The organism is Thermanaerothrix sp. (assembly GCA_026417795.1).
Classification (GTDB): Bacteria; Synergistota; Synergistia; order Synergistales; family Synergistaceae; genus Thermanaerovibrio.
Genome location: JAOACP010000013.1, coordinates 22,270 through 36,510 on the forward strand (window position 1 = coordinate 22,270; position 14,241 = coordinate 36,510).

The window sequence follows — 14,241 nt, forward strand, 5'->3', positions numbered from 1 at the left end:
GCCTACGCCCCCTGGGGCTTCGACTGGTCCAAGCTCGGAAGTATGAACTCCACCTCCGGGTGGGGCCGCGGGATCACGTGCACCGAGATCAGCTCCCCAACCTTGCTGGCCGCCGCAGCCCCCGCGTCAGTGGCGGCCTTCACCGCACCCACGTCGCCTCTTACCATCACCGTGACCAGCCCGCCACCCACCATGACCTTGCCTATCAACGTGACGTTGGCGGCCTTCACCATGGCATCCGCCGCTTCCACCGCTCCAACCAACCCCTTGGTCTCTATCATGCCCAGCGCCTGCATGTTGTTGCTCATCTTCACTACCCCCTTTTAAGATTTATTAAACACAGCCGAACCGCAACCACTTCAAACCCTCAGCCGGGCATCTCAATGCCCCAGGCGCTTGAGAAGCCGATCCGCTATCCTGTCCACCAACTCCTCCAACTGGCAATCCCGGTCTACCGCCAATCCCGCCTCGCGGGAAGGAGCCCCCTTGAGGTCCCCTATCTCCTTGGTGCCCCAGGCCACCCGCCTTACGTTTATGAGGTGCATTGGCCCCACGTTGTCGGAGGTGGCGTTGTGCCCCGCGGCGCCGCACCCCAAGGTCATGGAGGGGAAAAGCCCCGTGGTGGCCCCCACGGCCCCCAGGGAGGAACCGGCGTTCACTATCACCCTGGAAACCGGCTTCTTGAGCCCAAACTGGCGTATGACCTCCTGGTCGTTGGAGTGTATGGCCAAGGTGTGCCCCGCCCCCTCAAAGTCCAGAAGCCTTATGCACAGCTCGCAGCACCTCTCCCAGCCCTCCTCTGAGTAAAAGGCCAGCACGGGACACAGCTTCTCCTGGGAGAAGGGGTACTCCTTCCCCACCCCTTGCCCCTCCGCCAGGAGCAGCCGGGTGCCCTCCGGGATGCTTATCCCCGCCTCCCTGGCGATGAACTCCGGGCTCCTGCCCACGGTCCTGGGGTTCATGAGCCCCGAGGGCTGGAATATGGTCCTCGCCACCTTGGCCGCGTCCTCCGGGGGTAGGAAGTATCCACCCTGGCGGACGAACTCCCGCCTTACCTCCTGCTCCACCACGCGGTCCACCACCACGGACTGCTCGGAGGCGCAGATGGTGCTGTAGTCGAAGGTCTTGCTCTCCATTATCCGGGACACCGCCCTTTGGATGTCCGCGGTGCGGTCTATGAAGGCCGGGGTGTTCCCGGGCCCCACCCCTATGGCGGGGGTGCCGGAGCTGTAAGCCGCCCTCACCATGGCGGCCCCTCCGGTGGCCAGGATCAGGGACACGTTCTCAGGCCTCATCAGCTCCTGGGTACCCTGGGGAGTGACCATGGACATGCAGCCGAACACCCCCTCGGGTCCTCCCGCCTCCTCCACCGCCTTGGAGAGCACCTTCACGGTCTCCATGATGCAGTTCCTGGCGCTGGGATGGGGGGAGAAGATGATGCTGTTAGCCCCCTTCAAAGCTATCATGGCCTTGAATATCACCGTGGAGGTGGGGTTCGTGGATGGGATGAGCCCCGCCACAACCCCCACCGGCACCGCCACCTCAAACAGCCTGCCCGCCGGGTCCTCCCTTATGATCCCCACGGTGCGCATGCCCTTTATGGCCTCATATACGTCCCTGGCGGCGAAGAGGTTCTTAAGACGCTTGTCCTCGGGCTTGCCGTAACCGGTCTCCTCGTGGGCCATCCGCCCAAGCCGTTCCGCGTTCTCAACCCCAGCCCTGGAGACCGCCGCCACCAGCCGGTCGATCTCATCCTGCCCCATGGAGGCTAGGACCCGCTGGGCCCCCTTAGCCCTGGCAACCAAGTCCCTTACCTCCTGGATCGACATGAGATCCCTGTCCCTAACCTGCACCGCCATCACCTCCTCCCTCTCCCATAAACGACCTTATCTCCCGCAAAAGCTCCTCCTTAGAGGCGAACTTTATCCTCTTCCTGCTCATCCCCACGGGGAGGGACCTCGCAAGCCTCCTAAGCTCCATCACCGTCATTGCCTCCAGCTCACGGTCCGAAGGGGAAGCCTCCTTTTGGGGGCTAATGGGAACTGAGGCTTCGCCTCCACCATTAGGATCCACCAGGAACCCATGGGCTGAATCGGTTTCCTCCGCCGGCTCACTCCCGCCGGAGGGTGGAACTTCCTGGCCGCCAGGGGCCGGAACCAGCATCTGCCAAACCTCCCGGTGAGGGCGGGGTATGACGTGCACCCACCTCATGCCTACCCGAAGCTTCTCCACCGAGGCGGCGGCCGCGTCCACCGCGGCCCTGACGGAGGCCACGTCGCCGGCCAGCAAAACGGTTACTATCCCCCCCTTGACCTTGCGGACACCCAACAGGGTCACCGACGCGGCCTTAAGGGCGGAATCCGCCGCCTCCACCGCCCCCAGCATCCCAAACACCTCCACCATGCCGAGGGCCTTGCCCGTGATGCCGCCGTCCCATCCCATTGGGCAGGCCACTCCCAGAGCCCGGACCCTAGAAGAGCAGCGGGTTCTCGGCCACGAATATCACCGCCTGGGCGAAGGCGTCGCAGGCGGCCTTACAGGCGGACTGGGAACCGGTGAGCAAACCCCCGCCAAAGTTGGTCTCCGAAGGAGGGCCGTAGAAAGCCGCCAGCCTCACGTCCGCGGCCTTCAACGCCGCATCCAGTGCGTACATGGCCTCCAACGGAGGGGCTATCAGGTAAGCCAGGGCCTCCCCCTCCTTTATCCCCGCCACCTTGGAGAGGTAGCTGCCGGTCCTGGATATGCAGTGGGCGTAGTAAGGTATGGTGTCGTCGTCGTTGGCGGACACGAACCACGCCTCGTTCTCTATAAAATCCGCTATGGCGTTGAGCCCGCTGCGGACCTCCGCGGGGTTGGGGCCCGCTATTATCCCGATGATCTCCCCCGCCAGCTTCGTGTTGGCATTCGCGGCCCCGCCGTAGAAGGACTTGGCGTACACCACCTCCACGTCCGCCTTCTTGGTGGCCTCGTCCAGGGCGGTGTAGGTCACGTCGTCGCTGTCAGCGGTGACCATGCCAAGGCTCCTCTGGTCGGGCCTAAGGCCCAGGGCCGATGCCATGTCGGGGTTGACGTTGGGAATTATCTTTACGCTCAAAAGCCTCGCCTTCAGGGGATCTCCCTTCATCTTCCTTCCCTCCTTAAGGGCTCGTTTTAAAGCTTAAGATCTATCCCGCTTACCTTCTTGTCCAGCATCAGCCGGATGATCTCCCCTATGTAGCCCCCCGCCTCAACCGCCGGGGTGCCTCCCCGGTGGATGTTGGACACCACCGTACGCCTGGCCTCGGGCATGCCAACGGTGCCCCGGTAGGTTATGTAGGCGGACATGCTCTCCGCGGTGACCAATCCGGGCCTCTCGCCGATCAACACGCAGACCACCTCTGCGCCGGTAACCTCGGATACGACGTCCATGGCGGGAACCCTGCCGTACTTCACGAAGAAGGGCTTGGGCAGCTTGATCCCCGTGGCCTCCAGCGCCTGGGATATGGCCTTGAAGGTGTCCATGCCGTTGGCCTCCACCGCGGTGGTGCTGAGCCCGTCGGACAGGTAGACCAACACCTTGGGAGGCTGGGGCACCATGGACTTGATCACCCCCTTGGCCTCCTCGGAGAACCTCCTCCCCAGGTCAGGCCTGGTCAGAAACTGGTCCTTGTCGGAGCAGAGGGTCTGGACCAACTTAAGGTCGTTGGCTTTAAGGAACTCGTCGGATATGTCGCTGAACACCGCGTCCTGGGCGGCGGCATGGTCCGCCCTAAAGCGCAGCAGCGTGTCGGTCTTGTAGCGGGGCCCCGCCCTCCAAACCCCCAGCCTGGCGGGGGTCTTCTCCTTCATCGCCATGAGGGCCTTAGGGTCCTTGGGCTCCGGCACAAGACAATGCTTCCTTATGTCCAGCTGGGTTATATCGGGCAGGGCCTCCGCCTCCAGATCCTGAAGGCTGCCCCCCGGCGCCTTGGTGGCCTGGGGCTCCTTCACACCCTCCTGCCCCGCCTCCCGGGACCCCATCTCCATCAGTATCTCCTTCACCAGCTGCTTCAGCTCAAGCTCCGTCACCATCTCTACCATCCCTCCCATCAGCAGAAGATGGAGGCATCCCCGGCCCGGTCGGTCAGGGCGCCGTTCTCCATGATCCCCCATTTCTCAAGCCAACGCTCGAACTCAGGGATGGGGCGCACCTTAAGCAGCTGCCTTAAAGTGGGGGTATCGTGGTAGCTGGTGCACTGGTAGTTGAGCATCACGTCGTCCCCGTGGGGTATCCCCATGAAGTAGTTGCATCCCGCAGCGGTCAAAAGCACCGCCAGGTTCTCCACGTCGTTCTGGTCCGCCTTCATATGGTTGGTGTAGCAGGCGTCGCATCCCATGGGTATTCCAGTGAGCTTGCCCATGAAATGGTCCTCAAGGCCCGCCCTTATGACCTGCTTGCTGTCGTACAGGTACTCCGGACCTATGAACCCAACCACGGTGTTGACCAGGAAGGGCTTGAACCGCTTGGCGAAACCGTAACAGCGGGCCTCCATGGTGACCTGGTCCGAATCGAAGTGGGCGTCCGAAGAGAGCTCCGACCCCTGGCCGGTCTCAAAGTACATGAAATTAGGCCCCACGGACGTGCCCTGACAGGCCGCCAGCTCCATGGCCTCCGCCAGCATCTGGGCGCTTATGCCGAAGGCCTCGTTGCCCTTCTGGGATCCCGCTATGCTCTGGAAGAATAGGTCCGTGGGTGCCCCCTGGCGCACCGCCTCCATCTGGGTGCTTACGTGGGCGAGCACGCAGATCTGGGTGGGTATCTGGTACCTCTCCTTTATCTCCTGGAAGCTGTGAAGTATCTTCTTCACGTTCTCCACCGTGTCGTCCACCGGGTTGAGGCCTATAACCGCATCCCCTACCCCGTAGGACAGACCCTCGAATATGGAGGCCCTGATCCCTTCCACGTCATCGGTGGGGTGGTTGGGCTGAAGCCGGGACGCAAGGGTCCCGGGCAACCCTATGGTGGTGTTGCAGTGGGCTGGAACCCGGATCTTGCTGGCCCCATATATGAGATCCATGTTGCTCATGAGCTTCGCCACTCCGGCTATGACCTCGCTGGTAAGCCCACGGCTTACGCGCCTTATGTCTTCCCCGGTGGTGCGGTCCGACAGTATCCACTCCCGAAGCTCGCCTATGGTCCAGTTGCGTATCTCCGCGTAGACCCTCTCGTTCACGTCGTCCTGGATTATCCTGGTTACCTCGTCCTCCTCGTAGGGCACCACCGGGTTGTTCCGCAAGTCCCCCACCGTCAGGTTCGCCAAAACGTGCTTCGCCGCCACCCGCTCCTCCATCGACTCGGCGATTATACCCGCCAGGCGGTCCCCGGACTTCTCCTCGTTCGCCTTGGCAAGTACCTCCTTAACGCTCCCGAACTGGTACACCCGACCAAAAAGCTTGGTCTTAAGCTTCACCTCTCCATCACCTCCAACCGCTCAAGGTCTAAACCGAAACGCAAAACCCCCATAAACCAAAAACCCCGGCCCCCACGCGCCCATAGGCATGCAAGCCCAGCAACGCATGGGGCCCCGGGGTCACGCGGAACCTCAAGTCCTCCTCCACGAAAGGTCTCCTGGCTTACCTTCATCCTTTGCCGCACCTTCCCGGGCATACCCCAGTGGCATCACGCGGCATCGTCAGGATCACAGTGGCGGCCCCGCGCCGAACTCCCATCGGCTTCCCTGGATCGTGGAAGGATCTCTTAAACACTACGCAAGCGATAAACAGATGCACCGTTCAACAAGAACAACACCACTGCCGTATCAAGATTATCCACGCAATCTAAAATAGTCAACCCATAGTCCAATGTTGTATTTTTATAAAGCAAGCACAAATTTCACCGGGGTGCAATAAAGACATGAACCCGCCGAACCATTCGAAGTACCTGAACCCTAAAGACCATCGAGCCCCACGGGAAAAACCAAAGGGGGCTAAAGAGGAAGGCCAGAACGCCAAAGATGAAAAAATGGATCCCCCAATACCCTAAGTTAGACCCACCCAGCCCGCGGGGGCTTCATACATACCCTTTGCTTAAATCCCCCATAAAAGCTAAACTTATCCCATGCCATACTAGGGGGGAAGTAACTTGAATTCTCTAGCTTCCAGCGAACAGGTAACCGTCAAAGGACTGCCCATATCCCCAGGCCTTGCCAAAGGGGTGATACTCCGGATCCACCAAAGGCCCTTCCAGCACTCCGGCTCACCCCAGGTCAACTCCGAGTACGACAAGCAGCGCTTCCGGGATGCCCAGGAAAGGGCCATAGAGCAGCTGAAGGCCCTGGCGGACTCCACTAAGGCCACCCTGGGGCCCGAGAAGGCCGCCATCTTCGAGGCCCACCAGCTCATGATCCAGGACCCCATGCTGGTGGAGGCCATACTGGCCGCCATCATGCAGGGCCAGTGCCTGGAGGACGCCATAGTGGACGCCACCCTCTCAATAAAGGCCCAGTTCGACGCCCTGGAGGACCCGTACTTCAAGGAGCGGGCGGCGGACATCCTGGACATAGGGCAGAGGCTCTTCCGCATCGTCACCGGCGGGGAGGACATAAGCCAGATCGACGACCGGCAGGACTACGTCATAGTCACCGACGAGATAGCCCCCTCCGACGCGGCGGTGCTGGGCATAAAGCGGAACGTCAAGGCGGTGGTCACCGCCCAGGGAGGCCCCACCAGCCACTCGGCCATACTCCTCAAGGCCCTGGAGATCCCCGCAGTGTCCGGCATACCCATCGACGACAGCTTCAAAAAGGGACAGGTCATCCTGGTGGACGGCGTGGGCGGCGAGGTGGTGCTCTTCCCCTCCGAACAGTTCGAAGAGGCCTTCGACCGTCGCATAAAGGCCCAGGAGGAGACCCGGCTTAGGCTCAAGGACCTCAAGGGGAAGCCCAGCGTCACCAGGGACGGGGTTTCGGTCCTCCTCTTCGGCAACATCGCATCCCCCAAGGACACCCAAAAGGTGCTCAACTTCGGCGGCACCGGGGTGGGGCTCTTCCGCACCGAGTTCCTCTTCATGGGCCGCTCGGACGCACCCTCAGAGGACGAGCAGTTTGAGGCCTACAGCGAAGCTATCAAATCCATGGCGCCGCACCCGGTCATAATCCGCACCCTCGACGCCGGAGGCGACAAGGAGGTGCCCTACATCAAGGGACTGGTGGGCGAGGAGGCCAACCCCTTCCTGGGGCTCAGGGCCATAAGGGTCTGCATGGAGTACCGGGAGCTCTTCATGACCCAACTCAGGGCCCTGGCCCGGGCTTCCGCCTTCGGGAACCTCAAGATAATGCTGCCCATGGTCACAAGCCTCTGGGAGGTGCGGACCGCCAGGGCCATGCTGGCGGAGGCCATGCTCAGCGTCAAGGACTCAGGACACCAGGTGGCGGACCACATAGACCTAGGCATAATGATAGAGGTCCCCGCCGCCGCCGCGTCGGCCCACGCGCTGGCCAAGGAGGTGGACTTCTTCTCCGTGGGGACCAACGACCTGGTGCAGTACACCCTGGCGGTGGACCGGCAGAACCCAAGGCTCCTGCAGTGGTACGAACCATTCCACCCGTCGATAATCGCACTGCTGGAGAACACCGCAAGGGCGGCCCACGAATCGAACATAGAGCTCGGCATGTGCGGCGAGATGGCGGGAGACCCGCTGGCGCTGCCGCTACTGGTGGCTTTGGGCTTCCACGAGCTATCCATGTCCGCCCCACGGATCCCCTGGATACAGGACTACCTCATGAGGCTCACCAAGGACCGATGCGTGGACCTCTTACAAAAGGTTCGGACCATGGACTCCGGCTCGTCCATACGGGAGGAGCTCACCCGCTTCATGGAGGAACACCAGGCGTGAGCCGCTAAAACCAAAGGGCTGCGAACCAGTCGCTAAGAGATCGAATTATCCACCCCTTCAACATGAAGGCCAGGAAGGACCCGACCCAGAGGAAAGGACCGAAGGGCACCGGGTCCTTCCTGTTTAGGCGCCCCTTGAGGACCATTACGATGGCCCAAAGGCCGCCTATTATAACGGCGAAGTATACCCCAAGAAGGGCGCCGATGGGGCCTAAGAAGGTGCCAAGGCCGCCCATTAGAATGGCGTCCCCTATCCCCATGCGGCCAAAGGAGACCACCACGATCACCGCAAGGGGAAGGAAACCCCCAAGGCCGCCCAAAAGGGCCCACTTAATCCCTACTATCCCACCGTTCAGGAACCCCAACCCCACCCCGACGAGGAAGGACGCCGCGGACACCGCGTCGTAAACGTAACCGCTCTCCCGGTCGGTCACGGCGTGGAAGAGGCCGAAGGCGAACATGGCCATGCAGGACGCCGCCTTCAACCCGGGGCCGAATACGTAAACCGCCGCCCCAAAGGCAAGGGCGGTGAAGGCCTCGTAGAAGAGGTACTCCTTGGGTATGTAGGATCCGCAGGTCCTGCACCGACCCCGGAACCAAAGGAACGACAGCACGGGGATCAGGTCCCCGGTGCTGAGCTGCCTGCCGCAGGACTCGCAACAGGACCTCTCCCGCCCCCAAAAGGGACGCCCCGTCACAAACCGGTGGGCGGCGGTCTCTATGAACGACGCCACGCAAGCCCCAAGTAGAACCGACATCACCGTCATAAGCCATTTCAATGTATCATCTAAATACACTCAAAACCACCTCGCGAAGGGATGGTGAACTGCTTGCCCATAGTTGAGATCCACATGCTGGAAGGCCGGGACGCAACGGCCAAGGAGGAGCTGGTGAAGAGGGTGACCGACGCGGTGTGCGCCTCCTTGGGAGTCCAAAGGGAACAGGTGCGCATAATCATAAGGGAGATGCGGAAGGAGGATTACGCCGTGGGCGGCACCCTCTGGTCCCAAAGGACCTAACCCTGGGAAGGAAGGACCTCCATGGCCTCCCTGAACCGGCGGTGCTGCCAAAACCACTGCTCCGGGTGCCGCCTTATGGCCCCCTCAAGGGCCCGGTTAACCGCCTCCACCCCAAGGGCTATGCGGGACTCCCGGTCCCCGCCCTCGTCCCACCGCACGGGGCTGAACCTAAGCCGATGCCGAAAGGGCCCCTCCCGCCAGGCCTCAAGGAGCACCACCGGCATCCCCGTGAGGTACCGAAAGACCGAAGGCCCCTTCACGGTGGAGGTCCTGTGCCCGAAGAACTCCGCCGGCATGCCCTCTCCACCCCCGTGCTGGTCCGCCAGGACCCCCAGCACCGCCCCCCCTTTAAGGGCCTTCAGAGCCCGGGACATGTGCTCCCCCTTGGAGATGGGCCTAACCCCGCCCTTGCGGCGGAAGGCATCCAAAAGGTCCGCCTGGCCGCCGTTCTCCGGGGGACGCACTATGGGCATGAGCGGATAGCCCGACTGGGCCATCCAGAACGCCGCCAGCTCCCAGTTCCCAAGATGGGCAGTCACCAATATGACGCCTCGCCCCTCCCCCAGGGGCCGGTCCAGCTCCTCAAGCCCTTCGGCGGACTTGACCCAATCCAGGGCCAGCTCGGGGCGCACGTTAAGGGCAAGGCACTCCACCAACATCCACGCCAGGTGGTCCACCGCCCGGCGGTACAGGGCCTTCAGCTCCTGGTCCGAAAGGCCCTCAAGGGCCAGGGCCATGTTGTACCTGGCCACCTTGCCCCTGGGATCCATGGCCACGAGGAGCCCCCGCACAACCCTCTGCATCACAAGGGCAACCGGGTACGAGAGGGCCCCCTTGCCGAGGGCCCTTAAGGCCTTATCCTGAAGGGACACTCCCTAGCCCCTCCGGATCACCAGGTGGTACTTCTTCTTGCCCAGCCGGAAGATCACGTACCTGCCGAAGAGCACATCCCTCTCCTCAAGCCGGTGATCCTCGTCTATCCTCCTGCCGTTCACGTAGACCCCGCCGCCCTTAAGCAGCCGCCGGGCCTCCCCCTTGGAGGCGGTAACCCCCGAGAGGGCCATGAGGTCCACCATGGAGTCCCCCACGGACATGTCCGCCAAGGACGCGGGGATCTCGCCCTCCAGCACCTTGACGGTCTCCAGGTCCGCGGAGCTGAAGTCGCAGTCCCCGAAGAGGATCTCGCTGGTTCGAGCCACCCGCTCCGCCACCGCGGAACCGTGAACCCTGGAGGTTATGTCCATGGCAAGCATCCGCTGGGCCCCACGCTTCTCCGGGGACCTCAGGTGCTCCGCCAGGACGTGGTCTATCTCCTCCTCGGGGAGGAAGGTGTACATCCGGAAGAGCCTGGGCAGGGCGTCGTCCTCCACGTTCATCCAGAACTGGTAGAACTTGTAAGGGGAGGTCCTCTTGGGGGACAGGTACACCGCCCCCTCCTCGGACTTGCCGAACTTCTGCCCCGTGGAGGTAAGAAGAAGCGGGAAGGTGAAACCGTAGGCCTGGCCCCCCTCCTTCTTGCGGATCAGGTCCACACCCGCCAGGATGTTGCCCTGCTGGTCGTTGCCTCCCATCTGGAGCTTGCAGCCGTAGGTCCTGTACAGGTGCCAGAAGTCGAAGGCCTGAAGCAGCATGTAGGACATCTCCGTGTAGGTTATGGACTTGTCCGGGTCCTCCAGGCGGCTTCTTATGTACTCCCGGCTTATCATGTAGTTCACGGTGAAGAACTTCCCCGTGTCCCTCAAAAAGCCTATTAGGGACTGTTCCTTGAGCCAGTCGTAGTTGTTCACTATCACCGCCCCGTTGGGGGACCTGTCGAAGTCCAGGAACAGGGAGAGCTGCTCCCGGATGCACTCCATGTTGTGAACCACCTGGTCCTGGGTGAGCAGGGGCCGCTCCTTGGTCTTCCCAGATGGATCCCCTATGAGCCCAGTCCCGCCCCCCACTATGGCCAATGGCCGGTGGCCCAGCCGCTGCAGCCACGCAAGCCCCATTATGGGCACCATGTTCCCCACGTGAAGGCTGTCCGCCGAAGGGTCAAACCCCACGTAGCCCGTCACCATCTCGGACTCAAACAGCCCCTTAAGCCCCTCGGGGGCGCTGCACCACTCCACGAGCCCCCTGCGGCTCAGAACGTCCAGGGGATTCGCCCTCACCGTGTCGCTCATCTCCAACTACCTCCCCGTCTATCGCTTTGGGGGATTGTACCACTCCATCCTCCCAGATTCCGCATCCTGAAAAACCAAAAGCACCGGGCTCATGGACGACAGGATGTCCCGCACGTCCCCCTTTGCCTTCTCGGAGAAGGGGTTGTCGTCATCCAGCCCCAGCACCCCCATTATCCCCATGGCGTCCTCCACCGCCTGCCCCAGCTCCGGCAGGTTGGCGTATATCCACCCCAGGTTCGACCCCATGACAGCCTCCGGCAGGGCCCCCCGGGACTCCCTTATGGTGTTGGGGGATATGAGCCCAAGCTCCGCCTCCTCCCCGTTGGAGGCGGCGACCATGGAGAAGGGCAGTTTCGTGTAGCCCCCGCTCTGGTACCCGCTCATGGGCTGGGCGGGGGCTCCAAGGAGAAGCTTATCCCACACCCCCTTGGCCAGCTCCTCCCCCGCCTTCCCGGAGGATGGGAAGCTTAAGAGCGCGCCTGGCATCTCAAGCCAAAGCACCTCGGTCCTGCCTCCTAGGCTCAACACCACCGGGCTGGACAATATGGCCCCCTTGCCCTCGGGGGTCAAACCAAGGGTATCAAGCCAGCGGCCTATGGCGTCCATGAAGGGGACCCGCTGGGACTTGCCCTCCCCCACCTTGAACCCCATGGCCAAGGCCACCGGAGAGGCCACCCGGAAGTTGAGGGCCGACCAGTCCGCCCGGTCAAGGGAGTCCAACAGGGCTATCTTAGACCCCTTAAGCCGCCACCGAGCCTCGCCTGCGGGGACGAAGCCCCCCTCCTTACCCCCCTCAAGCCGGCGGAACGCCGCCTCCAGCTCAACCTCGCCGCCTTCGGAGCCGTCCTTCTGCCCAAGACGACCCCCGTCGCCGAAGGCCAGGTGTCCCTCCCAGGATGACTCTACATCCCATCCCCTTAAGAGGGGCTCCCCCTCGCCGGAGGACAGCCCCATCATATGCTCAAGCCCCTCCCGGCTTGAGCAGAAGAGCAGCGTACCCTCCCGATATGCCATGAAACCCACCCCGTCCCCAGAAGGGGACGACACGGCGAAGACGCCGTCCCCCGAAGAGGCCGCACCGTATCCATTCGCCAGCAGCCCCGCCGGAAGCCTGCCATCCTTGAGGGCCCCATCCCCCCCGGTAAGATGGGCGGCGAAGTGCACGTCCCCCTGGGGTTCAATCCTCTGCAGCAAGGCGAAGCGGTCTATCAAGTCCGCCGAAAAGGGCAATTCCGAAGCCCCAAGGGGCGACAGGACCGTCAGGAAGGACCCCACCACCCCCAGGTCCCCCTTCCTCCCCTCAAGGCAGACCCAAGGCACCCCCTGAACATCGGGCATGAAACGAACCAGCTGGGTCCTGCCCACCGCTCCGAACACTATCCAGTAGGCCACAGCCCCCAACAGCGCCACCATGGCCAACCCGGCCAAAACGTGAAGACCCACGGACAACCGGGATCTCAGCGCCCCTTTTATCGCCTTAAACTCCAAGGCCTCATACCTCCATTGATGTCAATCCAAAAAAATCAACCGTGAAAGCCCCAAGGGCAGGGCAGACTAGCGCATCCTCTCGGCGGTCTTAAGAAGCGTCCTGGAGGACTCTATGAGGGGTATTACCTCCCTGGGCACCTCCCCGTCGGACAGCTTGTCCCTCAAGCCCACCGAAAGGGAGGCTATCTCCGCCAAGGCCTCCAAGACCTCGTCCCTTCGGCTCCTCTGGAACGGCACCGGCGGCATCACCTCCGCCAGGGCCTCATCCCCCGCCTTCCGAAGGTTTATCTCCTCGCCGCGGCGGGGGACTATGGCCCGGTAACCCATCTCCCCCAGGGACCTGGCCAAGGCCTCCGATGACTTGGGCTCCCCGTGGGTTACTATGAACAGAGGCCCGGACTCAAAGTGCCCGGCCCAGGTAAGAAGGTCCCGCTTGTCCCCGTGGGCGGAGAAACCGTTCACCGTGTGGATCTTGGCCTGAACGTTGATCTCCTCCCCCGCTATCTTGAGCAGCTTCTCCCCCTCCACAAGACGCCTCCCCAGGGTTCCCCTGGCCTGGTATCCAACTATCACCACGTGGCACGAGGGCTGCCAGAGGTTGTTCTTAAGGTGGTGGACTATGCGGCCCCCGGTGCACATGCCGCTTCCCGCCATGACCACCGCGTGGGACATCTGGTTTATGGACCGGCTGTCGTCCACCGACGCCACGTGTCTTAAGTTCCTGGGGGAGAACGGGTCCTCCCCGGCCCTTATCAGGGTCTGCAGCTCCTGGGACAGCATCTCCGGGTGGGCCCTGTATATGTCCGTGGCCCTCATCCCCATGGGGGAATCGAAGAATATGGGAACCGAGTTGGCCTGGGGGAAAGCCCTCTGGAAGAGGTTCAGCTCGTAAAGCACCCGCTGGGCCCGGTCCACCACGAAGGTGGGGATCAGCACCTTGCCCCTGGCGTTTAGGGCCTCGGATATTATGGACCGGAACTCCTCCCGGGTGCTCTCGTTGTCCTTGTGAAGACGGTCGCCGTAGGTGGACTCTATTATCACGAAGTCCGCGTCCTCTATGATGGAGGGGCTCTTCTCCATGACCGTCTTCATGGGCCCCAAGTCCCCGGAGAAGACCAGCTTCACGTCCCTGGAAGGCCCAAGCCACACCTCTATCATGGCGCTTCCCAGTATGTGCCCCGCGTCCCGGAACCGCACCTGGAACCCCGAGTTGAGGTGCATAACCTCATCGTAGGAAACGGGCCGCAACAGCCTTACGGCCCTATCAACGTCGTCTACGTCGTAAAGGGGTTCCACCGGGGGCAGCCCCTTCCTTACGTTCTTCCTCGTGCGCCACTCCGCCTCCTCCCGCATGAGGTGCGCCGAGTCCCGCCATAGGACGTCGCAGAACTCCACCGTGGCGGAGGTGGCGAACACCGGCCCCTTGAACCCCTGTTTGCACAACAGGGGTATCAGCCCGCTGTGGTCCATGTGGGCATGGGTCAGAAGCACCGCGTCTATGTTGGCGGGGTTGAAGGGGAAGTATCCCCCCTTGGACGACTTGGACAGGTCCTCCTCGTCCTTCCCCTGGTGGACCCCACAGTCCACCAGCACCCGATAATTGTCGGTCTCAAGAAGGTAACAGGACCCGGTGACCTCACCGGCGGCCCCAAGAAATTTTAGGTTCACCCCAAGACCTCCTCCCAAGGTTTCAACTTCGTCCTACGGCGACAACCGAT

Annotated in this window: 12 protein-coding genes, 1 pseudogene and 1 riboswitch; of the genes and pseudogenes, 2 read left to right on the top strand and 11 right to left on the bottom strand. The window is 62.4% G+C overall.

Going from position 1 to position 14,241, the window contains the following annotated elements; genetic code table 11:
• Nucleotides 1-2: 2 nt before the first annotated feature.
• The 6 genes and pseudogenes from N2315_04205 to N2315_04230 form a co-directional block, all read right to left on the bottom strand.
• Nucleotides 3-296, bottom strand: coding sequence for a BMC domain-containing protein (locus tag N2315_04205; protein MCX7828396.1), 294 nt, complete (start codon nucleotides 294-296; stop codon nucleotides 3-5).
• Between the two features lie 84 nt (nucleotides 297-380).
• Nucleotides 381-1,853 (bottom strand): acetaldehyde dehydrogenase (acetylating), encoded by a 1,473-nt coding sequence (locus N2315_04210; protein ID MCX7828397.1) that lies wholly within the window; start codon nucleotides 1,851-1,853, stop codon nucleotides 381-383.
• Between the two features lie 298 nt (nucleotides 1,854-2,151).
• Nucleotides 2,152-2,424 (bottom strand): annotated as a pseudogene (locus N2315_04215) (BMC domain-containing protein).
• 46 nt (nucleotides 2,425-2,470) lie between these two features.
• Nucleotides 2,471-3,124, bottom strand: a complete 654-nt coding sequence (eutL, locus tag N2315_04220) for an ethanolamine utilization microcompartment protein EutL (protein MCX7828398.1) — start codon at nucleotides 3,122-3,124, stop codon at nucleotides 2,471-2,473.
• Between the two features lie 26 nt (nucleotides 3,125-3,150).
• The gene (eutC, locus tag N2315_04225; GenBank protein MCX7828399.1) at nucleotides 3,151-3,969 is read right to left on the bottom strand and encodes an ethanolamine ammonia-lyase subunit EutC; all 819 of its coding nucleotides are present in this window, start codon (nucleotides 3,967-3,969) and stop codon (nucleotides 3,151-3,153) included.
• A gap of 98 nt (nucleotides 3,970-4,067) precedes the next feature.
• Entirely contained in the window at nucleotides 4,068-5,429 is a 1,362-nt protein-coding gene (locus N2315_04230) for an ethanolamine ammonia-lyase subunit EutB (GenBank protein ID MCX7828400.1), read from the bottom strand.
• Between the two features lie 130 nt (nucleotides 5,430-5,559).
• A riboswitch (cobalamin riboswitch) is annotated at nucleotides 5,560-5,734 on the bottom strand.
• Between the two features lie 366 nt (nucleotides 5,735-6,100).
• Here N2315_04230 and ptsP point away from each other — a divergent pair.
• Nucleotides 6,101-7,852: a phosphoenolpyruvate--protein phosphotransferase gene (gene ptsP, locus N2315_04235; protein ID MCX7828401.1), complete on the top strand. Its 1,752-nt coding sequence runs from the start codon at nucleotides 6,101-6,103 to the stop codon at nucleotides 7,850-7,852.
• A gap of 4 nt (nucleotides 7,853-7,856) precedes the next feature.
• Here the strand turns inward: ptsP and N2315_04240 are convergent, their stop codons facing one another.
• Nucleotides 7,857-8,618 (bottom strand): prepilin peptidase, encoded by a 762-nt coding sequence (locus N2315_04240; protein ID MCX7828402.1) that lies wholly within the window; start codon nucleotides 8,616-8,618, stop codon nucleotides 7,857-7,859.
• Nucleotides 8,619-8,681: 63 nt separating this feature from the next.
• On the opposite strand from N2315_04240, the gene N2315_04245 reads away from it, so the two are divergent.
• Nucleotides 8,682-8,870 (top strand): 2-hydroxymuconate tautomerase family protein, encoded by a 189-nt coding sequence (locus tag N2315_04245; protein ID MCX7828403.1) that lies wholly within the window; start codon nucleotides 8,682-8,684, stop codon nucleotides 8,868-8,870.
• Here N2315_04245 and N2315_04250 read toward each other — a convergent pair.
• The 4 genes from N2315_04250 to N2315_04265 all read right to left on the bottom strand — a co-directional run bounded on the left by N2315_04250 (nucleotide 8,867) and on the right by N2315_04265 (nucleotide 14,191).
• The gene (locus N2315_04250; GenBank protein ID MCX7828404.1) at nucleotides 8,867-9,742 is read right to left on the bottom strand and encodes a lysophospholipid acyltransferase family protein; all 876 of its coding nucleotides are present in this window, start codon (nucleotides 9,740-9,742) and stop codon (nucleotides 8,867-8,869) included. The genes N2315_04245 and N2315_04250 overlap by 4 nt on opposite strands.
• A gap of 3 nt (nucleotides 9,743-9,745) precedes the next feature.
• Nucleotides 9,746-11,035 (bottom strand): tyrosine--tRNA ligase, encoded by a 1,290-nt coding sequence (gene tyrS / locus N2315_04255; protein MCX7828405.1) that lies wholly within the window; start codon nucleotides 11,033-11,035, stop codon nucleotides 9,746-9,748.
• A gap of 18 nt (nucleotides 11,036-11,053) precedes the next feature.
• The gene (locus tag N2315_04260; protein MCX7828406.1) at nucleotides 11,054-12,523 is read right to left on the bottom strand and encodes a hypothetical protein; all 1,470 of its coding nucleotides are present in this window, start codon (nucleotides 12,521-12,523) and stop codon (nucleotides 11,054-11,056) included.
• Nucleotides 12,524-12,589: 66 nt separating this feature from the next.
• A complete protein-coding gene (locus tag N2315_04265; protein ID MCX7828407.1) occupies nucleotides 12,590-14,191 on the bottom strand; it encodes an MBL fold metallo-hydrolase in 1,602 nt (533 codons plus the stop codon).
• Nucleotides 14,192-14,241 lie beyond the last annotated feature (50 nt).

Coding starts and splice junctions, on each gene's coding strand:
- N2315_04205 (MCX7828396.1), bottom strand. CDS start 296: ATGCAGGCGCTGGGCATGATAGAGACCAAGGGGTTGGTTGGAGCGGTG.
- eutL (MCX7828398.1), bottom strand. CDS start 3,124: ATGAAGGGAGATCCCCTGAAGGCGAGGCTTTTGAGCGTAAAGATAATT.
- N2315_04240 (MCX7828402.1), bottom strand. CDS start 8,618: ATGACGGTGATGTCGGTTCTACTTGGGGCTTGCGTGGCGTCGTTCATA.
- tyrS (MCX7828405.1), bottom strand. CDS start 11,035: ATGAGCGACACGGTGAGGGCGAATCCCCTGGACGTTCTGAGCCGCAGG.